The organism is Candidatus Thiodiazotropha sp. AKAK2 (assembly GCF_058244685.1).
The window spans coordinates 1-26,538 of the sequence record NZ_JBSYOP010000024.1 but is presented as its reverse complement, the minus strand read 5'-3'; the positions used below and the strand labels follow the sequence as shown (position 1 = coordinate 26,538).

The window sequence follows — 26,538 nt, the reverse complement described above, 5'->3', positions numbered from 1 at the left end:
AATGAACGAGCCGCTTGATCCTCGCCCTGCTGAACAGGAAGACACTTCGCTGACAGCCAATGCGCTCAAGGCCATGGCGCATCCGTTAAGATGGAAAATACTCTGCTCACTTGGGGAAAACGAACTCTCAGTCGGAGAGATTGTGGAACGCACCGGCACCTCTCAGAGCAATATATCCCAACACCTGGAGCAGTTGCGCAACAAGAATATCGTCGTCTCCCGCAAGGAGGCGAACCGGATCTACTACCGGATCCGCAATCACCAACTGCTTGAGCTAATCGGTATCATGCGTAATGTGCTGTGTCCGGCAAATCTTGATGACCGCTACCCAAGATAGCGGGCTGAACTGAAATGGATGAACAGATTGTTGAACTGGAGAGTCGAATTGCCTTTCAGGACGAGGCAATCCACTCCCTGAGTGAAACCGTAGCGCTTCAGCAGGAAAAAATTGACCGCCTGACAGCGGCAATTGAAGCGCTCAAAGAGAAACTGAAGGCATTGGAGCCATCACCACTACAATCTTCAGAAGCCGAGCCACCACCACCGCACTATTGATTGTCCCAGCCAGCAACCGGTAAGGTCCATTTACAGACGACAGCACAAAGTCTGTAAAACCCATTCAGCCCCTCCCCGATCCGGACCTACAGATTTCCAACCGAGCCAATAACCTTTGTAAAAACCTCGGATCTCGGTCTCTGAAATAGCCTATATGATTAAACAACCGATCCAACCAGGGGTAATAAATGGCCGAGAATGGTCACTATTCGTTAATGATACATGGCGGCGCGGGAATGCTGGAGAGTCTCAAGGACCCTAAGACCGCAAGCCGATACCGTCAGAGTATTCACCGCATTCTTGAACATGGACGGGAAGTACTTGAATCGGGTGGCTCGGCTCTGCAAACCGTTGCGACCTGCGCAACGCTACTGGAAGATGATCCGCTCTTCAACGCCGGTCGAGGATCGGTACTGAATGAACTCGGCAAGGTCGAGATGGACGCAGCGATCATGGATGGCCGTGACCTCTCTGCCGGTGCAGTGGCTGCCGTGCAAAATATCGCCAATCCGATTCAACTCGCCCATCAAGTGATGTCAAAAAGTGAGCATGTGATGTTGATTGCAGAGGGCGCCCTGCGTTTTGCTGATCAATGCGGCATCGAACAGACCCCAGACAACTATTTCTACACACCGGAGCGAATTGCACAGCTCGAGCAGGCACGACTGAACGATAAAATCGTGCTCGATCACGATGAAACGGATAGTGAGGACGAGGCGCAGAAATATGGCACTATTGGAGCAGTTGCCAGGGATCTCACGGGAAATCTGGCTGCCGCCACATCAACCGGCGGTATGGTCAACAAATCCATGGGACGGGTTGGTGACTCACCGATCGTCGGCGCGGGAGTCTATGCCGACAACGAAACCTGTGCGGTTTCGGCAACCGGTTATGGAGAAGATTTCATGCGCACCCTGATTGGTAAGACGATCTCAGACTTGATGCTGATGAAGACGTTGGATGGTGTGCAGGCCACGGCAGCCGGCATCGACTATTTCAAACGCAAGGTCCAGGGCAGAGGTGGCGTGATTGTGGTCGACAAAAACGGCCAATGCAGTCGTGGTCTGACGACTAAAAAATTGATCCATGGCTGGATCGAAAAGTCTGCTGAATCCATGGTCGGCTTTGATTAGCGCTTACTTTTTTAATCGCTAAATGACTATGGAGTGTGACCAATCCCACAATAATGTTATGGTTAAGCGATTTAACCGACAACTCTTGATCGAAATCAAATCCTAATCTTTCAAGCCCCATTACATCTATCCACGTAATCCAGAGATTAATCCCGATTCGAGGTGGATCCATGTCAAGATGGGAAAGCTTGTGTGCACTATGTCTGACTTTGGCAATCACGGCCTGCGGCGGTGGTGGAGGTGGGGGTGGAGACAGCACCGACACGGACAGCAATACCGACCAGAACAGCCAGGTCACCATGGAGGCGCTGGGCAGAAAGCTCTTCTTTGATACCAACCTCTCAAGCGGCAGCAACCAGGCCTGTGCCAGTTGTCACGATCCGGATAGTGGCTTTGCCGACCCAAGGGTGACCGTTAACGCTCCTGTTTCTGAGGGCTCCGTGGGCGGGACCTTTGGAGATCGCAATGCACCAACGGCTGCCTATGCCGCCTTTACACCCTCATTCACTACCGTTGCGGCCGCAGCCCAGACTCCGGAAACCGATTCAAAGTATGAGGGAGGACAGTTTCTCGACGGCCGGGCCCTCGACCTGGTAACCCAGGCCAAAGGACCATTCCTGAATCCTCTGGAAATGAATAATGCCTCTGCTGAAGAAGTGGTCGGCAAGGTACAGAATTCCGACTATGCCCATGAGTTCACCGCACTCTTCGGTGAAGACGCCTTCAACGATACCGACACCGCCTACCATAATATCGCCACAGCGATCGCGGCTTTTGAGTCATCCGACGAGGTCAATCCCTTCAGTTCGAAATTCGATGCCTTTCTGAACGGGGACTACAGCTTCACTGCATCGGAACAGCGTGGCTTCGAGCTGTTCCAGGATGCCACGAAATCCAAATGCGCCAACTGCCACCCCCTGGGGACAACCTCCGAGGAGTCCTTGTTCACCAATTTCCGCTACTACAACATTGGCACACCAAGTAATCCGCAAAATCCCGCCAACATTGCAGACAACAGTTTTGTCGATGAAGGTTTGGGCGCCAGCAGCGCCATTGAGAGCGGTGACGAGGCGGCGGAGCGGGGTAAATTCAGAGTCCCGACACTGCGCAATGTCGAGTTAACCGCCCCCTATATGCACAATGGGGTCTATGAGACACTGGAAGAGGTAGTCCTGCACTACGATATTCAAGTGGCCAATCTGTTCATCACCCCGGAAGTGAATGATCCGAATATCGCTGCAGAGATGAATGCAGGGACCTTCGAAGGCTTGAATCTCAGCGATCAGGAGCGAGCGGATCTGGTCAATTTCATGCTCACCCTGACGGATGGCTATTTTTAACCTGAATCCGTGGGTTCAGGTTTAACCTTGACGGGAAAGGGTCGGCTCCGGGCGCTGCCAGAGCCAGATTGCAACCAGGGTCAGAAGCAGTAGCACCGCCAGTGAGAGCTGCCAACCCGGACCGCCGACCAACTGAAAGATGACATAACCGAGGCTCATGCCCAGCACCGCCATCCATTTGCCCATACGCGAGATCTGTCCATAAGTGATAAAGAGATAGACCGGCTGCCCAAACCGTGGGTGCGCCAAAATGCGCTTTGTCAGATGCGGCGCACTTCTCGACCAGCACCAGACCGCACCGATCCAGAATATGGTGGTAGGTAACAGGGGAAGCACAATACCGACAGCACCGAGTATGAACAGACCCCAGCCGGCTATCTGCATCCAAGCTCTCGACACTGGATGTATAGCCTGTCTGCTGTTGTCAGCCTGTTTGACTTCACTCATAGACTCATCCAAGACCAATCCTCAAATACAAAATGGACTCCCAAGCGGAAATCTAAGATCCACACTATAGACCATGACATGCAGTAGTTAGTTTGCAGCAACGCTCTACTTTATCTAGCATAGCCATTGGTTGCTCATTGATACAATCAACAGCCCCATTTAGCACGATAGTTTCCATCAATAGCTTTCCATAAAACCCCACCAAACCGAGTGACTTCATAGGGCAAATCCCGGGCAACCCATGAATGATTCGATTTGAGATTTCCATCAAACAGTCAGTATGCTGTTACTTTTATAGCGGTTGTTGGAACACAGATTGCGTACGGCAATGCGATAGTTATGGAGGATTAATTGAACAGGCTATAATTAAGCTAAAAAACAAGCCTCGCGCATGGGAATAATGATGCTGGTTCGATTCTTCCTGGATAGAGTGCCAAACGGCTTCTCTCGAGTTCCATCTCTGCTCAACGGACTGACCCTCACTCGTCCGATCTTCCGGCTACTGCCCGCTCACGGCAATTCACCAGTGGATGCTTACACCCTGATCCCGATTGCAGAGACGGCATCGAGTTATTGGCCGGGCGTGAATCACAATCTTGGTTTTCAGCATCGGGATCAGCAAACCACCATCGAATTTCCGGATCAGAGTTTCAAAATCACGCCAGACATGGTGCCACCAGCCACAAATAAGGAGCGGGTTGTTGATTAACCTACTACTTATTATTTTACTGACCTGCTTACTGACCGCATCGCCCGACTTAAGAGCGACCGATAAGCCTTCGCCAATAAAGCTTGGCGGCACTATTGGTGCGCTGAACGATCGCTCAATAACCGATGCGGAGATTGCATTCCAGGTAATCTTCAACGAGCTGCTTGCTGAAGCAAATGAAAGCTTCTCACTGAAAATCTATAAGGATCAAAATCTACTGTTCGACAGATTCAGACGAGGAGAGTTACAAGGAATTCTCACCGGCTCTCTACACTTCATCGAGTTGGATTCGTTGATACACGATAGTGCACGATATTCAGTTCAGTTTGGTGACAAGCTCAAACAAAACTACCTGCTATTGGTACGCCATGACGACAATCTGACCAGTCTCAGACAACTGAAAGAGAAAACCCTCAGTATGGGTGCAAGCCACCAGGTAGGAAAGCTGTTTCTTGATGTGGAACTGTTGCAGCAACAACTTCCGGTAAGCGATCAATTTTTCAAAGACATCCATATCGTCAAGGGTGACAACACATCAATTATCGATCTCTACTTTGGCAAGGTGGATGCTGCGGTTGTGCCAAAGTTTACCTTTGAAACCAGTCAGACACTGAATCCTCAAATCAAGAACAAAATTGAAGTACTGGTCTCTTCAGAACCCATGATTCACCAGGCTGTAGGTTTGCGGCACGATTTTCCACAACATCGAATTGATAATTTTGAACCCCACATTCTGACAGATCAACCAAGCAAAAGACTGATAAATGTATTCGAGACTTTTGGAATCGAACGCATACACAGGGTTACGGAAGAGAGTTTCAAGGAGGTTAAATCACTACAAAATCGTTATAACAAACTAAACGGGCTTTCCCAGTGAAAATCAGAACTACGATTTTCAGGCATCTCTACATACGTATGGCGATCATTCTTTTGTGTATCAGTCTGGCATTCTCCTTTGCTCTGATACCCGTTTACAATGATAAACTGTCACGTATGCTCGCTGCCCAGGGCAGCACATTTACCAACACAACCATTGCCGCTTGCGGCGAAGCACTCTACACAGCGGACTACAGCTTTGTTATCAACTACACGAAAAAGGTCTTGAAAGAGACCCCTGACGTCACTTTTGTCAACTTCATATCAAGCGACGGCATGAGGCTCAATATCAGCCAGTCAGGTTGGGGGGTTGAGACAGTTGGAAAAGACCAAACCCAAGTAAAACGGCCAAGCGAGCAACCTTATAGTCTAAAACACTATACCGAAATACCTGAAACCGGGATCAGGGATGCCTTTTTATTCAACAAACCTTTAGTGATTTCAGGACTCTTGTGGGGAGATATCGAAATCGGCATTTCCGACAGCGAATATAATTCACTGATGCTGAGCTATTTTCGCAATGTCATTCTATATAGTTTTGTACTACTGGCCATATCACTTCTAATCCTACATGGCGTTTCAATCAAACTCTCATCCCAACTGTCAAAATTACGCCAGACCGCGAGCTTACTCTCCAATGGCGATCTATCCGCACGCGCCCCCACTGATGCGATTGGCGAAATAAGCCTGCTTGCAACTACCCTGAACAATATGGCGTTCAACCTGGAGACAAAAACCAATCGTGTCGAACAATTGGCAAGACTGGTTGAAGATACCGATGACGCCATTGCTATATTTGACAAATCACACCAAATTTCTTTTATCAATAACGCCTTTGCCAATATTACTGGACAGAATATCGACAACTATCAAGGTATGACACTGCAGGAACTGTTTCAGAACCTGGATATCGATAAACGCAAACAACATGAAATTGCGTTAGGGTTTGAGCATGTCAAGCAACTCAACTGGTCTACCGACATCACCATCTCTAAGTTGAGCAATCCACCAACTCATCTGACATTACGCATTGAACGGTTCGATAGTGCAAACCAAGAGGAGAGTAGTTTTTTTGTTGTATTGAGCGACATCACTCAACGCAAACAACTCGAGCAGGAACTTGAAACCCTTGCTTATATCGACAAACTGACAAAACTGCCGAACAGACGCTATTTCATGGATGCACTGACAGCCAATGTCAAGGATGCAACCCTTTCCGATACTTCACTCGCTGTATTCTTTCTTGATCTCGATAATTTCAAACTGATTAATGATTCACTCGGCCATGAGGTGGGAGATCACGTACTCAATGAAGCCGCCTGGAAACTGCAGGATTCACTTCGATCCGATGATATAGTTTGCAGGCTTGGTGGCGATGAATTCACGGTCATCCTCAAGAATGTAACCGAAACAGAAAAGCTTGCAACCATTGCAGACTCCATCCTCGCCAGCTTCTCAACCCCCATACTCTGCAACAAGAGAGAGTTGAGAATCACCACAAGTATCGGCATAGTGCAGTTTCCGCAACATGGCAATGATGAGATGGAGTTGATTAAAAACGCCGATACGGCGATGTATGCCGCAAAGCATAGCGGTAAAAACAGCTACCGCTTTTTCACTTCCGATATGCATCGGGACATGAAGGACTACCTTGAACTTGAAAGCGCACTACGCAGCGCCATCATTGACTCCAATCTGGAGATTGTCTATCAGCCGTTCATCGATATTGAAACCAACCGCATCACCAATTGCGAAGCTTTACTTCGCTGGAATCACCCACAACGTGGCCTGATTCCACCAGGACGCTTCATCCCCATTGCCGAGCAATCCGGCTTAATCTCTGAAGTTGGCAACTGGGTATTTACCGAAGTCTGTCGTCAAATAAAAACTTGGGACAACGGCATCAACGTATCGATCAATGTCTCTGGCAATGAACTTGCAGACAAAACATTCATCAACCGACTTGAGAAAACGCTTGTCGAATACGACATAGACCCCTACCGCATACAACTGGAATTCACCGAGCACGTTCTGGTCAGTAAAGATGGCAGTAATCTACCGATTCTGAATGCACTCAAACGCGCTGGTTTCGCAATTGCGATCGACGACTTTGGCACCGGGTTTTCCTCTCTCAGCTATATTAGTGAGCTACCCATCGATACCATCAAGATCGACAAAACATTCATCAATAAACTCCCTTATGACCGCAGAACCATTGCTGTCGTGAACTCGATCATCTCTCTCGCCAAAAACCTGGACTTGAAAACCGTCGGTGAAGGTGTGGAGAAAAAAGAGCAGGTCGATTGGCTACAAGCAAACGGCTGCAACACCATTCAGGGCTACTATTATCACCGTCCCATGTCTGCCCAGGACCTTCAAGCACTGATAAAGCCTGACAACCTGAGGCTCATGCCAACCATAAGCAATCAATACAGCAAACCAGGCAAATAAAAACCGGCCTGAAAATCAAGGCCGGCATAACTCAGTTCAACTGAAACATTGCGCTCTCAGAAAGAACTATTATCACTCCATTGGCAATGCATTAACCTACATCTTTTATACGTTAACTCTACGACTGTATGAGACAAAGCCGATCAGTGCAGCTGCAAATAACCAGCCAGCAGCCGGAAGCGGCACTGCACTCATGGTTAAATCGTAGTCGGATCCTATCTTCGGATCCAAGGCATTCAATGCAAACCCGGACAGGGTAAAAATATAATCCCCAGCACCCAAAATGAAGGTCTCCGAAAATACATTTCCAAGGTGTAACTGCTCATTGGTTGTCAGGTTGGTCAACAACAGATCATCCTGAAACATACCTTCATGGGACCCAGAAATATTGACCTCCAATGATGGCACGTCGATTGTCAGACTGTATGAGTCAAGAAAATTGCCAATAGGTTGAGGGGTGGCATAGCTATCACCTTGTGCAGAAAAAACACCGGCATCATAGGAGGCCGCCTGAATCCCAACTGAGCCAGTCATTAGTATCGCCATCAGCGCGATTGAGCGTAAGATTAGCTTTTTCATAATTTCATCCTTAAAAGCGTTTATGAGGTCCGATCACTCCTAACAAATCGGTACAGCCACAAAAAAGCTAACACCAAAACAGTGTTTATAACAAAAGCTTATCCCTAAAAATTGAAATTCTTTACAAAAAGTTCACATATCTACGAAAATCAGCGTGCATGAACAATGTAATTTTAGTGCATTGAGCCCTTCATCTTCTAGAGAGAGACAGATCCGAGCTCCGATCAAGCTGCCGGGCTAGCACTGCCTGAAGCAGACGGGACGGTAAATATTCGGGTTCACCCTTGAATGGTCAATCACCACGATACAGCTCAACATCCATCTTGGGCGGTAGCTGCAGATGAAAACCCTGTGTTGTCAGGTTTTGCATCACGACAGCCACCTCCTCCCGGGCCAGTTTACGAGAACGGTTCAAGGTCAGCTCCATGACTTTTTCCGGTCTGCCAAATCTTTTCAAAAGCGCTTCAGGCACATTCGAAAAATCCCCTTCAGCTGGAACATAGAGATACATCTCATCCTTTTTGGAACTGCGGTAGATCCAGCAACTCACCTCCATCATCCGCTCTCCAGTCACAGCCCATTGATCTCTGGTGCCGGGGCAACGGAGAGTTTCCAGATATCCCGGTTATATTCGGCGATTGTCCGGTCGGTGGAGAAGCGTCCGCATCTGGCGCTGTTGATAATACTCATACGAGTCCAACGTGGCTGATCACGATAGGCCTGCGCAGCCTGTTCCTGGGCATCAATATAGCTGCGAAAATCGGCCGCTGTCATCCAGTGATCATAGGGACTGCGAATCGACTCCACGATCTCATCAAAAATTCCCGGCTCAAACTGGTTGAAGTAACCACTCTCCAGCAATTTCATCACCCGTTTAAAGTCAGCATCGTTCTCAATGATTTCATTAGGCGCATAGTGACTGCGGCTACTCTCGACCTCATCACTTGTCAGCCCGAACAGGAAGAAATTCTCTTCTCCCACTTCTTCCAGAATTTCAATATTTGCACCGTCAAGGGTACCTATGGTGACAGCACCGTTCATCATGAATTTCATGTTGCCAGTCCCTGACGCCTCTTTGCCTGCCGTTGAGATCTGTTCTGACAGGTCGGTTCCCGGTGCAATGACCTCCATTGCTGTGACCCGGTAATTGGGCAGGAAAGCGACCTTCAACAGCCCGCCGACCTTCTCGTCCCGATTGATCACACGGGCCACAGAATTAATCAACTTGATAATCAGCTTCGCCATCTGGTACCCGGGAGCGGCCTTACCACCAATCAACACACAACGGGGCGTCCAGTTTTCCGTATCCCCGGCCCGGATGCGGCAGTAGAGATGAATCACATGCAGAATGTTAAGTAGCTGACGCTTGTATTCATGGATTCGTTTGACCTGCACATCGAACATGGCCTCAGGGTCAAAATCGACATCACAATCGATCTTCACCAACTCAGCCAGTCGCTGCTTGTTCTCAAGTTTTACCTGGCGCCACTTCTTTTGAAAACTTCGACTATCAGACAGGGATTGCAACTGCTCCAGTTTTTGAAGATCTGAAATCCAGCCATTACCCACCTTTTCATCGATCAACTGACGCAAACCACCATTCGAGGCAGCCAGCCAGCGCCGTGGTGTCACACCATTGGTCTTGTTATTGAAGCGCTCCGGCCAGAGCTCAAAAAAGTCAAGGAAAAGACCCTGCTTCAGCAGCTCGGTATGCAGTGCGGCCACACCATTGACCGAAAAACTCCCGACAATTGCAAGATAGGCCATTCTGACCATTGGCTCTGGTCCCTCTTCGATGATCGACATGCGCCGCAGACGATCGGTATCCCCCGGCCAATCCAGCGCCACCTCACTGAGAAACCTGGCATTGATCTCATAGATGATCTCCAACAGCCGTGGCAGCAGGCACTCAAACAACTTCACCGACCAGCGCTCAAGCGCCTCCGGCAACAGTGTGTGGTTGGTGTAGGCCATGGTTTTCGAGGTGATCTCCCAGGCACGATCCCAGGAGAGCCCCTGCTCATCCATTAACTGCCTCATCAACTCGGCGACTGAAACACTGGGGTGTGTATCATTCAATTGGAAGCAGTTTTTCTCCGCGAAATCACTGAAATCGGAATGGTGCTCATTCCACTCCCGGATCACATCTTTGAGACTGGCTGAAGCTAAAAAGTATTGTTGCCGCAGACGCAGCTCTTTACCATTTTCACTGGCGTCATTCGGATAGAGCACCATGGTGATATGTTCTGCATCGTTTTTCGCCTCCACCGATTCGGTGTAACTGCCCGCATTGAATTCGTCCAGATTGAACTCATCGGTTGCCGCCGCCTTCCAAAGACGCAGCGTGTTTACCGTACCGTTACGATAACCGGGTACCGGCAGATCGTAGGGCACCGCCAGCACATCCTGGGTATCCACCCAGCGGACTCTGCCGTTGATGTGTTCAGTCCGCCCACAGAATTTGATCTGTTGAGTATATTCAGGCCGCTCCAGCTCCCAGGGATTACCATCCCTCAGCCAATGGTCCGGATCCTCGATCTGCTGGCCATTCGCAATATGCTGACGAAACATGCCGTATTCATAGCGCAGGCCATATCCTCGAACCGGCAGCTGCAGGGTTGCACAGCTGTCGAGAAAACAGGCCGCCAGACGTCCCAGTCCCCCATTACCCAAACCCGCATCCGGCTCGCTCTCTCGGATGTGATCCAGGTTGATTCCAAGTTCCATGAAGGCCTGGTCGACTTCTTTGCTGATATCCAGATTCAAAATGGCATTGCTCAGGGTGCGCCCCATGAGAAACTCAAGCGAGAGGTAGAAGGTGCGCTTGCAGTCGGACTCTTCGTAGTGTGAACGGGTCAGTTTCCATCTCTCGATCAGCCGGTCCCGAACGGTCAGAGCCAGCGCCTTATAGGGGTAGTGGCTCGAAGTACAGTGATCATCTCTACCCAGGGTATGGGCAAAGTAACGACGAAAATCAAACGAGATGGCCTCAGAGTCCATCCCCAAAGGAGGCAGAGGAGCCAGGGGATTACAGATATGCTCTACTTTCTTTCTGGAGCCGGCTTGGTCTTTCGACATGGTTACTGTCCTGTTCTTACTCTCAGCTTGAGATTTGTTACTGGTGCGGATGAATAGACGAAAAACAGACGCCGCTCCCAGCCACACACCTGATATGGGATCGGTATCGTTAGGGCCTGTTAATATGAAACCTTAATGGGTTTCGGGTTATTCTAAACAATCAATCTTACAAGTTACACTGGCCAGACCGAAAGCTTCCCCGTCAATAAGCCCCTTGAAGCTTGTCAGTAAACCCGCTAAACGGCAATTTCGCAATTGATTTCACCTAAAAATCAGCGCGATAACAAAATAGCCTAAAATGACTACTCGTTATGTAAGGTTTTAGAGTCCTACCCATTCCAACCCTTCAGCAATCACGGCAAGATTGCGTTGAATCCTCTGTGAGTAGACCTAACTCGTTGAGAATCACCCGCTGTCAGGTACTGATCAGAAGCCGGGCAATCCACAAGCTCAACACAGAACTTTTGGCACACTCAACGGCAGCCTCTTACAAAAACCGGTTGATACTGACAGTCTGACAAAAACCACACTGACGTAAGGGTAGGATCAGCATCGACTCACACAACCCTGGATAAAAGGGTTAAAGCTATCTATCTTTTACTAAGTGCAGCTCGACTGAGACAAGCGAGGCTGTACTAAAATCATCAAGGAATCCGTGCCCCATAAAGAGATTCCAACACTATAAAACAATCAGGCATCAGCTAACCCGACAGCCATTCAGGCAGTTCTCAAGGTGTGTCCTGGTGCCGATTTCGGAGGAGAGGAAATGGAGAGTACAGCGTATACAGGCAGCACTCGCTGGGATGAACTGGTGGTTAACCGGATTGCAATCAATCAACCCCTGCAATGGTTATCCAAAGGTTGGAAGGACATGAGGGATGCGGGCAGATACAGTCTCGCCTATGGCGCCGCCATCGTATTGATCAGCGCTTTGATAACCTACCTTCTCTACGCAACGGAGAGTCAGTTTTTACTGCCTTTTCTGGTGGCCGGCTTTTTTCTCATTGCACCATTCCTGGGCATTGGCCTGTATCAGATGAGCGCCCATCTGGAACGGGGAGAGCCACTGAAAACCTGTAATGCGCTGGAAGCCTGGAAAAGCAACCATACCCATATCAGCATGATCACCGGCGGTTTCCTGATCATCATGCAGCTCTGGATTGCCTCCAATTATGTGCTTTTCTCGCTGCTCTATGAGGGCATCTCTCCACCGCTGGACAACTTCTTTGCAAATGTGTTCCTTTCGGAAAAAGGCAGATACTTCACCATAGCAAGTATCATGGTGGGTTTTTTCTTTGCCTGGTGGGCCTACATGATCAGTGTTATCACCGTACCCATCTTGATTGACCGCAAGATCGATGGCTTCACCGCAATCCGCCTGAGCGTCAAATCCGTCCTGAAGAACATGCCGGCCATGATGCTGTGGGCTTTTCTGATCGTCGTGATCGTTGGGCTCGGGCTGATCACCTACTATGTAGGATTACTAATCGCCCTGCCGCTGATTGGACATGCCAGCTGGCACGCCTATCGGTCCTTGGTGCCACCATCCTAGGGCCTGTTAACACTAATCCAATAGGCCCTGCTGGGTCGGTCTTTGTGGACGTAGGCCGGGATCCAGGAATTAAGCATCATCAATCCCGGCTTTCGCCGGGATGACAACCAGTGACTTGAACAGCAGCGGCTTAGGTAACCACCGTGAGGAACCGCTCATTCAGTTTCTGATCATGGTAGAAGATCGCCCCACCCAGTTCATCGGCTGTCCAGGTGATCGGTTCATGATCCGGATACCAGTCGTAAGAGCCGTGAAAGACTTCGTTACGGTTTCCGGAGGGATCGAAGAAGTAGATCGTACGCCCTCGGGTAATCCCATGACGGGTCGGACCGATGTCGATGGAGATTTTGTTTTTACCGATGATGTCGGCGGCACGCAGCACCTCTTCCCAGGAGCCAAGCAGAAATGAGGCGTGGTGCAATTTGCCCTTCTCCTCATGACGGATGATCGCCAGGTCGTGGGCCTTCATGCCACAGGTCAGAAAGGAGGCGAGTTGCAGATCACCATCCACCACTTTTTCCGTCTCATCGAAACCCAATACCTCTTTGAACAGTTTGACACTGCCGTCCAGGTCATCTCCATACAGCAGGCAGTGGTCGAAACGCTGCACCTGCATGCCTTTCAGATTGTCGGGCCAGGGCTCCGGATTGACCCGCCCCATATCGGTTCCTTTCACATCCTTGTCTGCATAGAGCTCGAACATGTGACCGGTGGGTGAATCGAAACGGACACGTTCACCACAGTGATTCAGCTCACCGGCGGGTATGCGCTCCACATTGCATCCAAAATCCTTCAGTTTCTGTTCCAGCTCATTCATGGTTTCCGTGCTGTCAACTTTGAAACCCATGAAATCCATACCGGTGGAGTCTGCTTCCCGCAGCACCACCGAAAACCAGTCCTGCTCATCCCAACCTTTAAGGTAGACCCGCCCCTGGTCATCCCGGTCGGTCTCGAGCAGGCCGAGCCGCTCTTTGTAGTGAACCAGGGATTCGTCCAGATCGAGTACCCGCAGGGACACATGTCCCGGGCGTAAAACACCTCTAATAGCCATCAGTGAAGCCTCCTATAGTTGCCGCATCTCGGTGCGGCCGGTAACTAAACAATCAATCCAACCGGTCTGCTATTGCCGGTTTTTCGTTATGAACAAGAACCCCGATAACCGTTGAGTCCAGGCGTACGGAAACAGATCAGCGACTTGTGTCCGACACCGTTCTCCGCCAGGCTTTTACTCATATCTGGGGTTGACGGCTTACCATCGATCTTCCACTCCACCTGCTCCCAGTTGAGCGATTGATAGTCCGGATGCATGCCGTAGTAGGTGGGGATCAACTCTTCGATCAGTGCACCGAATGGCATATCAGGGGGTAAAGGAAAAGCGATCGCTGAGCAGAAACTCAGGTGCTCCTCCCAATGCAGGTAGACCACCTGGTTGCCGTGGAAATTCTCATGTTTGTCGCGGAAATCAACCGCCTCTTCATAACCGGGTTTAAGCGCTACAACGGCCATCTCAACCTCCTCTCTCTTGATCTCATTGGTGCCACCCACCATCACAACCTGACAGCGGGCGGGTTAAGGCCTTAACCGGCCACTTTCTTGCGGGCCGCCTGCCAGGCATCCCACTGCTGTTGGTCCGGTGAGCCGCTGTAGTCCAGGTTGTCGGTGCCGTTTTCCATGTGATACCACTTCAACACATCGCCCAGATCCGCTCCGCCGCAATTGCCTTGGAAAATCTGGTGTACCGGTAGCCAGGCCTGGGCAAACTTTTCCGGCTCGTTCTCGAAGATGTCCTTACAACCGTCGGAACAGAAGTGGTAACGATCACCTTTGTATTCGGTACTACGGAAACCGATCTTGGTGGGATCACCGGGCTCGGTGTAACCCATGGGAATCTGACAGGTCTGACAGAGCTGCGGCAGGGCGTTGTTGTAGAAACGTTCACCTTTGGCCTCCATCTCCCGCCACATCTCGAAGCGTGGACGGTAGTATTTGTCGAAGGTGTTGGGATACTTCTCCGACAGCCAGGCCATCTCTTCATCGGTTGGCAACCAGGTATGGAAACCGGCTGCCTGGGTGTATTGATAGAAGATCGCCCAGTTCTGATGGGAGATGTGCTCCGCTTCTTCGGTGGCGATATCCGCATACTTGGGAACCCGCAGGCCGTAGCGGGAGAGATCTTCAAACAGAGCGCCTCCCGCCTCGGTGAAGTAGATCTCCCAGGCCTCCTTCCAGGACATGATCCGTTTCGGCAGCATGTAGTCCATCATCATTGCCACCAATCCGAGCATCTTGTGGCCGCGCCAGAACCATTTATCCACCCACTTCTGCACAATCGGCAGATTGTCCGGATGCTGTTCCAGCATGAACTTGATCACTTCGATACCCAGGGTCATGTGGCGCGCTTCATCGGACTGGGCGGAGAAGCCGAAGGTCACCGTGGCCAGATCGCCGTTGTAGGCGGCGCCGGACATAAAGGGCACAAACAGCAGGTTGGTCAACACATACTCGAAGGCGAAAGAGATTGCGGTGAAGAACTCGAAAGGTCCGGCGGTACAGGCATCGTCGAAAAAGGACTTCGGCACCGACAGATACCAGACCCGGTCGTGCATGTGAGGGAATTCGGCGAAGCCATCGAAGTACTTGTTGTAGTGACTGATGGTGTGAATCTGGGTCTGCGCATGACGCAGTTCATCCAGGGACTGCATCTGCGCCGCCACCCGGGGACCGGCACCGCGGATATGCCGACCCAGATGGGCAAAATGTCGATGCGCCTGATACTCCAGTGGTGTCACACCGGTGAGAAACAGCTTGATCGCATTCACATAGCGGGCATCGGAGATGCCGAGCTGACCGTTATTCTGAGCGAAGGAGTCGAGTACCGCATAGAGCTTACGCTCTTTCTCACCCTGGTATTTCCAGTAGGCATCCATGGTCAGGCGAAAGGGATCTTCCCATTTCGACCAGTCGGTAATCTTGATCCCTTCGAAGGTATCGTAGGGAAAGACGTCGTCCATCTTCTGGTAGCTGGTTTCCCAGTCGAGACCTCGGGTCATCAGCGCATAGCGCTGCTTCAGGTTCATCTTTTTCTTGCGTGGGGGTGTCATTGATTAGCTCCTCCGGTGTTAACCCGAATGTTTCATCGCGTTCAGCGATTGCCGGTAACACATTGTGTGTTTACTGATATCTGAAAAAATCATTTTCAAAAACCATGAGTTAATTTGAATTAGAAGCGGCCGGGTGAAACATTCGGGTTAAGCGCCCCAGGAGAGGACCAGCTCGTCATCGTCCTCATCCAGGCTGCCGCCCATGGATACGATGGTGAGATGGATCTCCTGAGGATCCCAGTCGCGACCGATACGCTCGGATACAGACTCCGCCTTGACCACCAGGCGCTCCGGGCAGTCGATCTTGACCGCGCCGGGCATGTAGTTGGCGTTGGCGCTGGGGTTGTCTTGCAGAATCGACTCGATCACGGGACGAGCCTCATCATTGTTTTGCAGGGTTATGGATACGATGCCAGCCATCTCGGCCTCCTGTTATAGGTTCAAACCGAGCTTGCCGGCCCGCTTATCAAGTTGTTCTTTGACATCGGCGAGAGCACTGTCGGCACCATCACCCAGCACCATGGCAGCCAGGGGCTGTAAGGCCTTATGGGTCTCATCCCGCCACTGGCTATACCAGCTGGAGAGCAACGCCTGGTTCTCCTCCGACTCCTTGGCCGCCACCTTGATCACCGCGTCGACCCAGCGATTGTGCTCCGCACTCCAGTCGACCATAAATTCGCAGAGTATCGAGATCGCCGCCGCACCATGCTTCTGCCCTTCGGTATCGATGTGGTTGTAGACCAGGGGATAGACCAGACCATCCATCACCAGGAACTGGGCCACCAGCGCCTCGAACCAATCCTTCAACACCAGGCTGTCCTCCACACACTTGCGCATGCCCTGCCAGGCCGGGCCATTCATCCACTGTGCTTTGGCATCGTCCAGCAGGTCGCCCGTGCCATTACCCAGAGAGATACCGACACGGGAGAGGATCTGTGCGATACCCAGACGATCACCGGCGGTGAAGATCGCCGCCGATGTGATGGCGGTGCCATAACCTGTATCGCTGATCGAACAGGCATTCATATTGGCGCCCCATTCATAGTGGCGCAGCGGAATCAGATAGTTGACAATCATCTCCCGCCATTCAGGATCGATGTTGGCCAGCATCTCCCGCTTCTCTTCAAAGGCGAAGTTGCGATCGGTGGTCTGATGCATGTTGGCCCGGGCAATGGTGTAGGTGCCGTAGTAGTACTGACGGGGATCCTTGAACTTGTACCAGTCGGACATTTTGACCTGGGTACGGCCCTCGTCGAAATGCCAGTGCTCCGGACCCCACAGGGGGCGATAGTGAAAATGGGTGGTGGCCTGCAGATCGTAAACTCCCTCCTCATAACGTGAGGCCGGGGCGTCTGAACCAAGGCGCCTTGCCACGTGGGCGAAGGTGTGGCGCTTAGGCTCCACGTTCATGGTTTTGATATCGATACTCATGGTTACTCTATTCCTCCTGGGATAGCGGATCTTCCACTAAAGGCTTGGCGACTCCCGGTAGAGACCGGGGCGTTTGGTCTGGCCGTCTTCGGTTCCGATCTCATCGGAACTGCGGACCAGCCTGGCCTGGTGCTTGTCGCAGAAGATCTTGAAAGCTTTATGGGGGAGGATCAGCTCAACCGTCAGGTCCTCATCATCGATGGAGAACTCAAACTCGACGAACTTGCCGAGCCGCTCGCCGGTGACTCTGATGTAGGCCTGGCCAATTTTCGGGACATATTCCCGCATGACATCCTCCTGTTATCACAAGTGGAGACCTCTAAAGCGGTCTCTCTCAATTTCTGGTCAAAAAGAGATTGCAGAAGCTATGCCAAAAACAGTAAGTAATTGTTTTATATGTATTTCTTGATCTTTTACTAGATCCAGGGCGGGAAAAAAATTGATGATACAGTGAAACTTGTTTGATCATTTGGCAAATTTCACCAAATCATTCAATCTTCAGCAGTAAAATATGCTGCAACCGCACAATCGGAATGCCCGCCCCCTATCTAATATGCTCAACCCGCCGTAAACGACCCGAAAATTTATTATTTGATTAAAATCTCAGTTGGCACTATAAAAATAGAAGCGTATGGGGGAAGCCATCGAGTTTCCAACAAACAGAAATAGAACCCGTACGCTTTCAGGGATGATTTTTACTACCAACTGCTACTCCCCGGAGATCAGGACAGGCGGGGCGGAGGATAGATGTCATCTCAATTGAGTATTTCCGGTCTTCCCATGGAAGAGCGGAACCTGCACCTGACTTTCGACGCAGGACAGATCCTGCTCAACGACCACCGCATGGTTTTGATGCATACCCACGCCATGGGGGCTCTACGAAAAGAGCTGATGGACACTCTGGGCCACGACCGGGCACGGGGCGTACTGACCCGCATGGGCTATGCCTCCGGAGCCAAGGATGCGGACCTGGCGCGCAAACTGCTACCGGAGGCCAATGACGAGGATCTGCTACTGATGGGGCCGCGACTGCATACCCTGGAGGGGGTGGTGCATGTCAAACCGATCAAAATCGATATCGATATCCGTCAACGGCATTTCTATGGCGAGTTCCTGTGGGAAAACTCCCATGAGGCCTCGGAGCATCTGAAGCTATTTGGCATCCATCCGGAGCCGGTCTGCTGGACCCAGATCGGATACGCATCGGGCTACACCAGCGAGATCATGGGACGCTTCATCGCCTATCGTGAGGTGGAGTGCCATGCCAAGGGAGACAAACACTGCCGTATCATCGGCAAGCCGATCGAGGAGTGGGAGGATGCGGACGAAGAGCGACGTCACTACCGCCCCGATCCCATGGCGGAACAGCTGCTGGCGCTGCAGGATGAGGTAAGCCATCTGCGGGACTCCCTGCAGGAACAGACTGGCATCGGCGATATGGTGGGCAGCTCCCAGGCCTTCAAGGATGCCTGTGACATGCTGCGGAAAGTGGCGGAGAGCCATGTCACGGTGCTGCTGCTCGGGGAGACCGGAGTGGGCAAGGAGATGTTTGCCAGGGCGCTGCACAGTATCAGTCCCCAGGAGAAAAATCCCTTCATCGCCATCAACTGCACCACCATCCCGGAAGAGCTGATCGAATCCGAACTGTTCGGGGTGGAGAAAGGGGCCTATACCGGCGCCCTGCAATCCCGACCCGGACGCTTCGAGCGGGCCCATGGGGGGACCCTGTTCCTGGATGAGGTCGGCGATCTGTCGATGAACGCCCAGGCCAAACTGCTGCGGGTCTTGCAGGAGGGGGAGATCGAGCGTGTCGGTGACACCAGAACCCGCAAGGTGGATGTACGGGTGATTGCCGCCACCAATGTGGATCTGCAGGAGGCGGTCGCTGAAGGACGCTTCCGCTCCGACCTCTACTATCGCCTGAACATCTACCCGGTGATCATTCCACCGCTGAGAGAGCGTAAGGATGACATCGAACTGCTGGTTGAGCGATTTCTGGAGAAGTACACCGCCAGACACGGCAAACGGGTCAGCGGGGTGACTGAGCCCGCACTGCAATCGCTGTACGATTACAACTGGCCGGGCAACATCCGTGAACTGGAAAACATGATCGAGCGAGGTGTGATCATCGTGCCGAATGGTCAGGCCATCGATCTCAAGGATCTTTTCCCCTGTCTCAACATGAGTAAGGACGCACCCAGCATCATGCCCACCAACCCACAGGAACCCCTGCCTTTGGACTCGCTGGTTGCACAGGTGCTGGATCAATCCGGCAGCATGGAGGCCGTCGAGACACTGATCCTGGAGTCCGCCGTGGAGAAGGCCAACGGCAATCTCAGCCAGGCCGCCAGGCTGCTCGGCATGACCCGCCCGCAACTGGCCTACCGCCTGAAGAAACGGGATGGGGATTAGACATATTTCGTTTTTTATGTCTGCCAATGAACGCGAGTAAACACAAATGCTACGTGATGTGTCTGATAAACCTTGGCGGCCAACTGCAACACTCGTCATTCCAGCTTCTCTTCTTCGATTGTAAGAACACCCAACCACTAACGAGATAGAAGAGATGTAAAGTGTATAGAAAGGCTGAAGATAGGCACGAAGGGCGAGGAAAAGCAGTTAATCAATTTGTATTGTCGCGTCCTTTTAAGGATCAGGAATGAGATCGATAATACTCAGAACTCCGATGCCATCTCCTCTTGTTCCCGTCCCGGCACGAGCAAGAAGCGCAGTCAAAAACCGATCAGCGGGCCTGACTGTTTGAGCGCAGCGAGTTTCAGGCACGCCGGTTTTTGCCGAGCATCGCAGCGGACCCGTCGGGGCGTGACGGCTGGGCGCCCTTTCTTTTGGTTACTTTTCTTTTGGCGCAAAAGAACAGTGACTCGCCCAGGAGGGCGAAACAGGGAGTATCCGATACGAGGGCAATAACGAGTGGCTACAGACTTGATTATTGGTTTTTTAATCGAAGAGTGAACCATAGCACAACAACGTGAACATTCTGGATACATCGCCATAATGCATTTATTCCAGACATGAATAGGCATGGGTCAGAGTGGCAGGGCTGGTTCTACCAGCCAAAACAATAGAGGTGCAACAACGGCTTGCCCTTCCCGATTGCAACAGCACAGAAGCGTGCCTGAATCTTAACGAGATAGCCTAAATGTTCAGCCAGATACTCGAAGTCACCCTGCCTGTATTTGGCATTGCCCTGCTCGGCTACCTCTATGGCCGGCTCAACGGCAGCGATATGGACTCGGCCAATCGCATCAACATGAATCTGTTTGTGCCGGCACTGCTGTTCTATGTCCTGTCGGAGAAGATACCCGACTCCCCTGAGTGGCGCTCCATCGCCCTTGGCACCGTGGTCATCGTGCTGGGCTCCGGACTGCTCAGCTGGCCTCTGGCCCGGCTGCTGAATTTCCGGTCACGGGTGATTCTTCCCCCCATGATGTTCAACAACTCAGGCAACCTGGGCCTGCCGCTGGCGGCGCTGGCCTTTGGTGAGGAGATGCTGCCCTTTGCGGTGGTCGCCTTCGTGGTCTCCACCAGTCTCCATTTCAGCCTCGGCATCTGGCTGGTCAGTGGTCGCCTGCACCCCATGATCCTGCTGAAGAATCCGGTCTTTCTTGCAACGCTGGCCGGCATTACCGCCCATATCGGCGACTGGCACACCCCGGCAATACTGTTACCGGGCCTGGAGATGATCTCCCAGGTAGCGATTCCATTGATGCTGGTCGCCCTGGGGGTCCGCTTGATCCATGTGGATCTCAGCCACTGGCGGGCCGGACTGGCCGGCGCCCTGCTCTGTCCGGCTACCGGCGTGATCAGCGCCATCGCTGCCATTGCACTGCTGCAGCCCTCCGAACAGATGGGCAAGATCCTGCTGCTGTTCTCAGTCTTGCCCCCGGCGGTGATGAATTTTCTGCTTGCGGAACGTTATCAGCGTTCGGCGGACGAAGTGGCCGCCATGGTGGCTTTCGGTAATCTCGCCAGTCTGGCGGTGATTCCCCTCGCGCTGGCCTTCATCCTGTGAGTCGTCGCGCAGTGGCTGGCTGGCTGCTTTCTGCTGCAATCGTGGCAGCAGTGATCCATACCCTGGTTCCCACCCTACCAAAAACCGTGATCGGCCTGCTCACCTGGGGCGCCGGATTGCTGCTGATAGCGGACATCTCACCCCAGTCCCGAAGGCAAATCCTGATTCTGCTGGCGGTTGGTGCGGTCGGTATCGGCTGGGGGCTTTTGCACCGGATCCAACCCGATTGGCGGATGATGCTGTCGGGCAACGCCCTGCTGTTGAGCATGCTGGCCGCGGTCAGCTTTCTCCGATTGATCACCAGACCCGACACCCAGGCCGAAGAGCGACTGCCATCCGGAAGACGGGCTGTCTGGTCGACCCTGCTCGGGATACACCTGTTCGGTGCTGTGATCAATCTCTCATCGGTCTTCATCATGGGCGACCGGATCAGCCGAAAGGGACGACTCAATCAGGCACAAACCGTAATACTGACTCGCGGTTTTACCGCCGCGGCGTTCTGGTCTCCCTTCTTCGCCGCGATGGCGGCTGCATTGACCTATGCCCCCGGGGCGTCACTGCCACAGATCTGGTTGATGGGGATTCCTCTGGCCCTCTGCGCTCTGCTGTTCACTGCCCTGGGGTGTCAGCACAACCAACAATTCACTGGCTATCCGATGCATCCGGAGGCACTGCTGTTACCCGGCATTCTGGCCATCTGTGTGCTATTGCTGCACCAGTGGCACAGTGACTGGCATATCCTGGGGATCATCGCCTTGCTGGCGCCCGGACTATCGCTGACCGTTCTCTTTCTGCGCCATCCGCAACCCCGGGCAAGGGCACAGCAACATATCACCACCGATCTTCCCGGCATGCAGAATGAACTGACCCTGTTTCTCGCAGCCGGCGTCATGGCGGCCGGGCTGAATGCAGTCTTCGCCATGTCTGGCGGTTGGCTTCCGTTCGATCAATTCAGCGGAACCGAAGCCGCACTGGTGCTGCTGTTCATGGTCGCGACCTCAATTCTGGGTGTCCATCCGGTGATCAATATTGCGGCCCTGGGGACACTGCTGGCGCCATTGAACCCAGAACCCTCCCTACTGGCCATGACCTTCATCGCCTCCTGGGCGATTGGTACCGGCACCAGTCCCTTCTCCGGCATCAACCTGGCGATGCAGGGCCGCTATGCTCAACAGAGCGGAGACAGCCTGAAGTGGAACGGGCTCTATGGGGCAGTGATGGTGTTGTTATCCATTCTGGTTCTGAATCTATACGACACAACCATGCTGCATTAGCCGTTGTTACACTGAATGATGATTGATGCAGCAAAGCGGAGATACCGATGAACAAGGCCATCCTGATCAGCGAGCATGGTGACAGCGACAAACTTCACTATGATGATGTGCCGCTTCAAAAACCCACCGACGGCGAGGTGCGTATCACTCACCAGGCAATCGGCTTGAACTTCATCGATGTCTATCATCGTACCGGCCTCTACCCGCCTCCCTCACTGCCATTCGTACCCGGAATGGAAGGAGCCGGAGTCATTGAAGAGGTTGGCCCCAAGGTGGAAGGCTTCGCGGTCGGTGACCGGGTTGCCTACGGTGCAGGTCCGTTGGGCGCCTATGCACAGGCCCGGAACATACCCGCTGAACGCCTGGTAAAGATTCCCGACGAGATTAACGACAGGGAAGCGGCCGCCATGATGCTGAAAGGCATGACCGCTGAATATCTGATCTGCCGCACCTACCAGGTCAAAGCGGGTGAGACGATCCTGGTGCATGCCGCATCCGGAGGTGTCGGACAGATTCTCTGCCAATGGGCATCCGCGATCGGCGCCACTGTGATCGGTACGGTAGGCAGTGCAGAGAAAGCGGCTATGGCGGAACAACTCGGCTGCAGTTACACCATCAACTACCGCAGTGAAAACATCGAACAACGGGTGATGGAGATTACCGAAGGTAGAGGCCTACCCGTTGTCTACGATTCAGTCGGCCAGGATACCTTCGAAGCTTCATTGAACTGCCTCGCACCCAGAGGCCTGCTGGTCTCTTTCGGTCAATCCTCTGGTAAAGTACCAGCTTTCGACATCACCAGACTGAGCCAGCAGGGCTCACTCTACATCACCCGTCCGACCCTGATGGATTATGTGAAAAGCAGCGATCAGCTTCAGCGCAGCGCTCGATCACTCTTCGAACTCTATAAAAGCGGCAAAGTGAAAATCAATATTGGCCAGTCTTACCCTTTAAGCGAGGCACGCCAGGCACATGACGATCTGGAAAACAGATTGACAACCGGTAGTACGGTTCTGATTCCTGATTATTAATGACGCAAGGAGCTGCATCAAAAAGCAAATGAAAGCCTATTAATTAGGAATAATGAACAACTCAGAACTTACACATTACTATAAAATTCTAGAGCGCTCTGTGTAAATAGTTGACCTGTGTTAATCCCAAAGAGTTATCTGATGAATATCAATAATAGAATCTTCTTTTTCACTCTTACGAGAACTTGTAGATTTAGCAAGACTAGCTTCAGCACGCCTGAAGCCTTCCTTAAAAGTAGATAGCATATAAAGCTTTTTTTCTATTTCGAGCCTAGGAATATCTTGAGTATCAATAACTCTTAGAACTCGATGAGTTTTGGCATTCTTAGCACTAAAATCAAGGATTTCAAATTTTGCTAACTCAAGATCAGGGTCTTGAAGTAGCATTTCATCAACTAACGTAACAAACAAACTTAATTGCTCATTATCAAGGGGGTTAGATCGCCAAAAACTAAACCAAGGAAAATATATCTGCCCACCAACACCATATATAAATGTTGGCTTAAAAGGGATTTTTAAGTCTCTATCTATAGAGTAGAATCTATGAGAAACCTCATGAACGAAGTCAGGACTAATATCTTTGAAATATCTACACAATATTGGCAATACTTCTAGCAAAACACTTCGTACATTTTCTCTTTTTTCTTTTCTTCTTATACCATCAGCTATTTATTCCTCTGGCACACCAAGCAAGAGGAGATCTCTAGCGGAATCAATCAGTGCATTATAATTAAAAATTGGGGGATTTAACGCTATTCGCACTAAATGCTTTTCTATTTCCGCAGGGGAATCAGCCCAGTTTCTAGCTAAATGTTGTATTGTAGGAACTCTAAGCTTTGGCATTCAAACCTCATTATTGAAGATTATAAGGTTGTTGATCTGATGTATAAAAGTTCAAAATATCTTCATCACTAATATGCATTCCTGGATTTATTATTGATTCATAATTCCAAGCCTTGTGCCATGGCCCATTTCTGATATGCGACAATTCGACTAATTGTCTAGCACTAAGCCGTGAATAAAATATAACTATCTCTTTGAGTAGCTTTTCATCTTCTCTACTAATATTTAGTTTAGCTGCGATTAGTTCACCAGTTTCAGGATCAATTTTAGTTGCTCTATTCGTTAGAGCGGCATCAGAAAATTTACTAAAAAATCTATATAAGTATGGTAATACAGGACCGAAATCCCATGCTTCAAATTTATGCCTAACTAAAGGTTTTCTCGTGAAAACCAAAAACCAAACATGACAGAAATAAACGATTTTTTGAAGGCTCATATTCGTGACAGTAATTCCATTTTCATCTGCATAATCAAGTACGTAATTAGCTATTTCTCTACCATCATACACTGACTTTACTCTCACATGTTAGCGCAGTCATGATCATTTATTACTCCTCAAGTTATTGCTTGGAAATATCAAAACTTGTTTTTAGCTTATTTAAAGCAGTGTTATAATTAATACTGCCATCATATTGCAGCCTACCGACTACAATTCCTGGATGCACTGAAACTCTATTCGAAAAGTCAAGTATCTCTGTTTTATATTTAAGACATTTAAGATCCAACTCGTAAGATTCTGGAATTAAGATATTTCTAGCCCATTCATTTGCCTCTTCTTCTTCCCGAGAATTCTGATTGAAATCCATATCATCGAGAAATATTGCCTTCTTCTCGGCTGAGTGAAAAAGAATATGAGCTGCCTCATGAAAAAAAGTAAACCAAAATTTATCGTTGGTCTTTCCATAAAGTGACAACTGTATTATTGGGCTATGATTATTTAACCATCTTGCTACACCACTAACATGTGCTTTTTTTATTGAATCAACGAGTATTAATTTCACACCAGAATGTAAACATAGTTCATCTATTATTGGGCCAAATTCATCAGAGCGAAGAACTGTTAACTCACGTATCTTATAAACAGCCTTCTCAAATTTTGCTCGATTATATTTTGGCGCAAAAATATTCTCTGCTACTTTCTCACCCAGCCTTAACCATGAAGCTATAGCTCCAACATCTGCCTGATTTTCTTTAGATCGTCTAAAAGAGAGATTCATAGAACCATAGTGATTTACCCAATCGTCTGGGGAAGCGACGCCAAAGAATGTCAGTAATTGCTCTACCAACAAAGGCTTGGATTTTTCCGAAATTCTTTTATCTTCGATAACACCAAGTCTTTTAAAATCCGAAAGAGGCAACTTATCCAACCAATCTACCCATTTAGAGTACATTTCTTGGGCTTCAAGCTTAGCCATTTGCTGACGATACTTCGACTCGCGATTCATCCAAAACGAAACTGTAGAACCAAACACTCTTTCGAGCTTTAGTGCGGCTTCATAGGTTAATGACACCTTACCTTTAATAAGCTGATTTAAATGCTTAGAACTGAACCCCAAACGATTGGCTAGCTCTGTTTGACTCCAATCTCGCTCTTCCATTAGATCGAGTATTGTGTCACCAGGTGGAGACACCCAATCAGGAGAAAAGGCTTCCACTTTACTATTCATGATAATCTCCGATGAAGACAACAATTACATTCTCAACATTTGACCAATCTATACCACCATCTTCCTTAATAGGTGGAGGCTGCCTTTCGGGCCTAAATACCAATCGATATCCTCCCGCCAAGTCTAGAGAAAATTCACCTAAGCGATCTCCAATCAATGGATGCGGTCTACCTGCAATAAGCTCTTCAACATTTTGTGCTGCATCAATTTCAGCTAGCCTAGTGCGAAGCTTTCGAGCACAGCTAAAGCCCAAGGTTTTATCTGCTTCCTTGCTAGTAAGGCAGAGCTTCTTGAGCTTTTTATTTTTGAAAGGTAGTGTCAAAAGTCTTTCGCACTTTTCATTGGCGGTGTCTCGTTGATCAAGCAGTCAATTGATTTTCCAGTTGCTGTTTTTCCAGTGGCACCATATTCAGATACCTGCGCAGTCCCCACTTGGTA

General features: G+C 50.5%; 26 protein-coding genes. 12 read left to right on the top strand and 14 right to left on the bottom strand.

Annotation, left to right across the window (positions count from 1 at the left end; translation table 11 throughout):
* Position 1: 1 nt before the first annotated feature.
* The 4 genes from AC4IE8_RS10980 (at position 2) to AC4IE8_RS10965 (ending at position 3,028) form a co-directional block, all read left to right on the top strand.
* On the top strand, positions 2–337 hold the full coding sequence (locus AC4IE8_RS10980; RefSeq protein ID WP_068988749.1) for an ArsR/SmtB family transcription factor: 336 nt from the start codon (positions 2–4) through the stop codon (positions 335–337).
* 14 nt (positions 338–351) lie between these two features.
* Positions 352–555: a SlyX family protein gene (locus AC4IE8_RS10975; RefSeq protein WP_490791013.1), complete on the top strand. Its 204-nt coding sequence runs from the start codon at positions 352–354 to the stop codon at positions 553–555.
* 188 nt (positions 556–743) lie between these two features.
* Positions 744–1,688: an isoaspartyl peptidase/L-asparaginase family protein gene (locus tag AC4IE8_RS10970; protein ID WP_068988744.1), complete on the top strand. Its 945-nt coding sequence runs from the start codon at positions 744–746 to the stop codon at positions 1,686–1,688.
* Positions 1,689–1,858: 170 nt separating this feature from the next.
* Positions 1,859–3,028: a cytochrome c peroxidase gene (locus AC4IE8_RS10965; RefSeq protein WP_083225975.1), complete on the top strand. Its 1,170-nt coding sequence runs from the start codon at positions 1,859–1,861 to the stop codon at positions 3,026–3,028.
* A gap of 21 nt (positions 3,029–3,049) precedes the next feature.
* Here the strand turns inward: AC4IE8_RS10965 and AC4IE8_RS10960 are convergent, their stop codons facing one another.
* A complete protein-coding gene (locus tag AC4IE8_RS10960) occupies positions 3,050–3,475 on the bottom strand; it encodes a YbaN family protein (protein WP_490791012.1) in 426 nt (141 codons plus the stop codon).
* A gap of 400 nt (positions 3,476–3,875) precedes the next feature.
* Here AC4IE8_RS10960 and AC4IE8_RS10955 point away from each other — a divergent pair, with 400 nt between their 5' ends.
* The 3 genes from AC4IE8_RS10955 to AC4IE8_RS10945 are packed head-to-tail and all read left to right on the top strand — an operon-like array spanning position 3,876 to position 7,511.
* Entirely contained in the window at positions 3,876–4,184 is a 309-nt protein-coding gene (locus AC4IE8_RS10955; protein ID WP_490791011.1) for a hypothetical protein, read from the top strand.
* A complete protein-coding gene (locus AC4IE8_RS10950) occupies positions 4,177–5,061 on the top strand; it encodes a phosphate/phosphite/phosphonate ABC transporter substrate-binding protein (protein WP_490791010.1) in 885 nt (294 codons plus the stop codon). Before AC4IE8_RS10955 ends, AC4IE8_RS10950 begins: the two co-directional genes overlap by 8 nt.
* A complete protein-coding gene (locus AC4IE8_RS10945; protein WP_490791009.1) occupies positions 5,058–7,511 on the top strand; it encodes a putative bifunctional diguanylate cyclase/phosphodiesterase in 2,454 nt (817 codons plus the stop codon). Before AC4IE8_RS10950 ends, AC4IE8_RS10945 begins: the two co-directional genes overlap by 4 nt.
* 105 nt (positions 7,512–7,616) lie before the next feature.
* Here the strand turns inward: AC4IE8_RS10945 and AC4IE8_RS10940 are convergent, their stop codons facing one another.
* The 3 genes from AC4IE8_RS10940 to AC4IE8_RS10930 all read right to left on the bottom strand — a co-directional run bounded on the left by AC4IE8_RS10940 (position 7,617) and on the right by AC4IE8_RS10930 (position 11,090).
* Positions 7,617–8,090 carry a VPLPA-CTERM sorting domain-containing protein gene (locus tag AC4IE8_RS10940; RefSeq protein ID WP_068988736.1) on the bottom strand — a complete coding sequence of 158 codons (474 nt, stop codon included), beginning with the start codon at positions 8,088–8,090 and terminating at the stop codon, positions 7,617–7,619.
* 292 nt (positions 8,091–8,382) lie between these two features.
* On the bottom strand, positions 8,383–8,649 hold the full coding sequence (locus AC4IE8_RS10935; protein ID WP_490791008.1) for a YcgL domain-containing protein: 267 nt from the start codon (positions 8,647–8,649) through the stop codon (positions 8,383–8,385).
* Between the two features lie 11 nt (positions 8,650–8,660).
* Positions 8,661–11,090 carry a glycogen/starch/alpha-glucan phosphorylase gene (locus tag AC4IE8_RS10930; RefSeq protein ID WP_490791039.1) on the bottom strand — a complete coding sequence of 810 codons (2,430 nt, stop codon included), beginning with the start codon at positions 11,088–11,090 and terminating at the stop codon, positions 8,661–8,663.
* Between the two features lie 844 nt (positions 11,091–11,934).
* Here AC4IE8_RS10930 and AC4IE8_RS10925 point away from each other — a divergent pair.
* The gene (locus tag AC4IE8_RS10925; RefSeq protein WP_068988730.1) at positions 11,935–12,720 is read left to right on the top strand and encodes a DUF2189 domain-containing protein; all 786 of its coding nucleotides are present in this window, start codon (positions 11,935–11,937) and stop codon (positions 12,718–12,720) included.
* Positions 12,721–12,850: 130 nt separating this feature from the next.
* On the opposite strand, the gene AC4IE8_RS10920 is transcribed toward AC4IE8_RS10925, so the two are convergent.
* The 6 genes from AC4IE8_RS10920 to AC4IE8_RS10895 form a co-directional block, all read right to left on the bottom strand.
* Positions 12,851–13,771, bottom strand: a complete 921-nt coding sequence (locus AC4IE8_RS10920; RefSeq protein WP_490791007.1) for a catechol 2,3-dioxygenase — start codon at positions 13,769–13,771, stop codon at positions 12,851–12,853.
* Between the two features lie 86 nt (positions 13,772–13,857).
* Positions 13,858–14,226 (bottom strand): phenol hydroxylase subunit P4, encoded by a 369-nt coding sequence (locus tag AC4IE8_RS10915; protein WP_068991505.1) that lies wholly within the window; start codon positions 14,224–14,226, stop codon positions 13,858–13,860.
* A 71-nt stretch (positions 14,227–14,297) separates the two neighbouring features.
* The gene (locus AC4IE8_RS10910) at positions 14,298–15,821 is read right to left on the bottom strand and encodes an aromatic/alkene/methane monooxygenase hydroxylase/oxygenase subunit alpha (protein WP_068988726.1); all 1,524 of its coding nucleotides are present in this window, start codon (positions 15,819–15,821) and stop codon (positions 14,298–14,300) included.
* A 147-nt stretch (positions 15,822–15,968) separates the two neighbouring features.
* Positions 15,969–16,241: an MmoB/DmpM family protein gene (locus AC4IE8_RS10905; protein ID WP_068988723.1), complete on the bottom strand. Its 273-nt coding sequence runs from the start codon at positions 16,239–16,241 to the stop codon at positions 15,969–15,971.
* A 12-nt stretch (positions 16,242–16,253) separates the two neighbouring features.
* A complete protein-coding gene (locus AC4IE8_RS10900) occupies positions 16,254–17,252 on the bottom strand; it encodes an aromatic/alkene monooxygenase hydroxylase subunit beta (RefSeq protein ID WP_068988720.1) in 999 nt (332 codons plus the stop codon).
* A 36-nt stretch (positions 17,253–17,288) separates the two neighbouring features.
* A complete protein-coding gene (locus AC4IE8_RS10895; RefSeq protein WP_068988719.1) occupies positions 17,289–17,540 on the bottom strand; it encodes a phenol hydroxylase subunit in 252 nt (83 codons plus the stop codon).
* A gap of 459 nt (positions 17,541–17,999) precedes the next feature.
* On the opposite strand from AC4IE8_RS10895, the gene AC4IE8_RS10890 reads away from it, so the two are divergent.
* From AC4IE8_RS10890 to AC4IE8_RS10875, 4 genes are all read left to right on the top strand, one after another.
* Positions 18,000–19,664 (top strand): sigma-54-dependent Fis family transcriptional regulator, encoded by a 1,665-nt coding sequence (locus tag AC4IE8_RS10890; protein WP_068988717.1) that lies wholly within the window; start codon positions 18,000–18,002, stop codon positions 19,662–19,664.
* 748 nt (positions 19,665–20,412) lie between these two features.
* Positions 20,413–21,285 (top strand): AEC family transporter, encoded by an 873-nt coding sequence (locus AC4IE8_RS10885; protein WP_490791006.1) that lies wholly within the window; start codon positions 20,413–20,415, stop codon positions 21,283–21,285.
* Complete coding sequence (locus tag AC4IE8_RS10880; protein WP_490791005.1) at positions 21,282–22,559, top strand: hypothetical protein; 1,278 nt, start codon at positions 21,282–21,284, stop codon at positions 22,557–22,559. The genes AC4IE8_RS10885 and AC4IE8_RS10880 overlap by 4 nt, the downstream gene beginning before the upstream one ends.
* Before the next feature lie 47 nt (positions 22,560–22,606).
* Positions 22,607–23,590, top strand: coding sequence for a quinone oxidoreductase family protein (locus AC4IE8_RS10875; RefSeq protein WP_490791004.1), 984 nt, complete (start codon positions 22,607–22,609; stop codon positions 23,588–23,590).
* Positions 23,591–23,710: 120 nt separating this feature from the next.
* On the opposite strand, the gene AC4IE8_RS10870 is transcribed toward AC4IE8_RS10875, so the two are convergent.
* From AC4IE8_RS10870 to AC4IE8_RS10855, 4 genes are all read right to left on the bottom strand, one after another.
* Positions 23,711–24,208: a hypothetical protein gene (locus AC4IE8_RS10870; protein ID WP_490791003.1), complete on the bottom strand. Its 498-nt coding sequence runs from the start codon at positions 24,206–24,208 to the stop codon at positions 23,711–23,713.
* 235 nt (positions 24,209–24,443) lie between these two features.
* The gene (locus AC4IE8_RS10865) at positions 24,444–24,941 is read right to left on the bottom strand and encodes a Panacea domain-containing protein (protein WP_490791002.1); all 498 of its coding nucleotides are present in this window, start codon (positions 24,939–24,941) and stop codon (positions 24,444–24,446) included.
* 52 nt (positions 24,942–24,993) lie between these two features.
* Entirely contained in the window at positions 24,994–26,100 is a 1,107-nt protein-coding gene (locus AC4IE8_RS10860; RefSeq protein ID WP_490791001.1) for an ImmA/IrrE family metallo-endopeptidase, read from the bottom strand.
* A complete protein-coding gene (locus AC4IE8_RS10855; protein WP_490791000.1) occupies positions 26,093–26,422 on the bottom strand; it encodes a type II toxin-antitoxin system RelE/ParE family toxin in 330 nt (109 codons plus the stop codon). The genes AC4IE8_RS10860 and AC4IE8_RS10855 overlap by 8 nt, the downstream gene beginning before the upstream one ends.
* Positions 26,423–26,538 lie beyond the last annotated feature (116 nt).

Excerpts from the sequence above, each read along its gene's own strand:
- AC4IE8_RS10910 (WP_068988726.1), bottom strand. The coding sequence starts at position 15,821 with ATGACACCCCCACGCAAGAAAAAGATGAACCTGAAGCAGCGCTATGCG.
- AC4IE8_RS10885 (WP_490791006.1), top strand. The coding sequence starts at position 20,413 with ATGTTCAGCCAGATACTCGAAGTCACCCTGCCTGTATTTGGCATTGCC.
- AC4IE8_RS10895 (WP_068988719.1), bottom strand. The coding sequence starts at position 17,540 with ATGCGGGAATATGTCCCGAAAATTGGCCAGGCCTACATCAGAGTCACC.
- AC4IE8_RS10920 (WP_490791007.1), bottom strand. The coding sequence starts at position 13,771 with ATGGCTATTAGAGGTGTTTTACGCCCGGGACATGTGTCCCTGCGGGTA.
- AC4IE8_RS10890 (WP_068988717.1), top strand. The coding sequence starts at position 18,000 with ATGTCATCTCAATTGAGTATTTCCGGTCTTCCCATGGAAGAGCGGAAC.
- AC4IE8_RS10935 (WP_490791008.1), bottom strand. The coding sequence starts at position 8,649 with ATGATGGAGGTGAGTTGCTGGATCTACCGCAGTTCCAAAAAGGATGAG.
- AC4IE8_RS10875 (WP_490791004.1), top strand. The coding sequence starts at position 22,607 with ATGAACAAGGCCATCCTGATCAGCGAGCATGGTGACAGCGACAAACTT.
- AC4IE8_RS10955 (WP_490791011.1), top strand. The coding sequence starts at position 3,876 with ATGATGCTGGTTCGATTCTTCCTGGATAGAGTGCCAAACGGCTTCTCT.
- AC4IE8_RS10980 (WP_068988749.1), top strand. The coding sequence starts at position 2 with ATGAACGAGCCGCTTGATCCTCGCCCTGCTGAACAGGAAGACACTTCG.
- AC4IE8_RS10965 (WP_083225975.1), top strand. The coding sequence starts at position 1,859 with ATGTCAAGATGGGAAAGCTTGTGTGCACTATGTCTGACTTTGGCAATC.
- AC4IE8_RS10970 (WP_068988744.1), top strand. The coding sequence starts at position 744 with ATGGCCGAGAATGGTCACTATTCGTTAATGATACATGGCGGCGCGGGA.
- AC4IE8_RS10915 (WP_068991505.1), bottom strand. The coding sequence starts at position 14,226 with ATGGCCGTTGTAGCGCTTAAACCCGGTTATGAAGAGGCGGTTGATTTC.
- AC4IE8_RS10975 (WP_490791013.1), top strand. The coding sequence starts at position 352 with ATGGATGAACAGATTGTTGAACTGGAGAGTCGAATTGCCTTTCAGGAC.
- AC4IE8_RS10925 (WP_068988730.1), top strand. The coding sequence starts at position 11,935 with ATGGAGAGTACAGCGTATACAGGCAGCACTCGCTGGGATGAACTGGTG.
- AC4IE8_RS10960 (WP_490791012.1), bottom strand. The coding sequence starts at position 3,475 with ATGAGTGAAGTCAAACAGGCTGACAACAGCAGACAGGCTATACATCCA.
- AC4IE8_RS10900 (WP_068988720.1), bottom strand. The coding sequence starts at position 17,252 with ATGAGTATCGATATCAAAACCATGAACGTGGAGCCTAAGCGCCACACC.
- AC4IE8_RS10940 (WP_068988736.1), bottom strand. The coding sequence starts at position 8,090 with ATGAAAAAGCTAATCTTACGCTCAATCGCGCTGATGGCGATACTAATG.
- AC4IE8_RS10905 (WP_068988723.1), bottom strand. The coding sequence starts at position 16,241 with ATGGCTGGCATCGTATCCATAACCCTGCAAAACAATGATGAGGCTCGT.
- AC4IE8_RS10860 (WP_490791001.1), bottom strand. The coding sequence starts at position 26,100 with ATGAATAGTAAAGTGGAAGCCTTTTCTCCTGATTGGGTGTCTCCACCT.
- AC4IE8_RS10930 (WP_490791039.1), bottom strand. The coding sequence starts at position 11,090 with ATGGACTCTGAGGCCATCTCGTTTGATTTTCGTCGTTACTTTGCCCAT.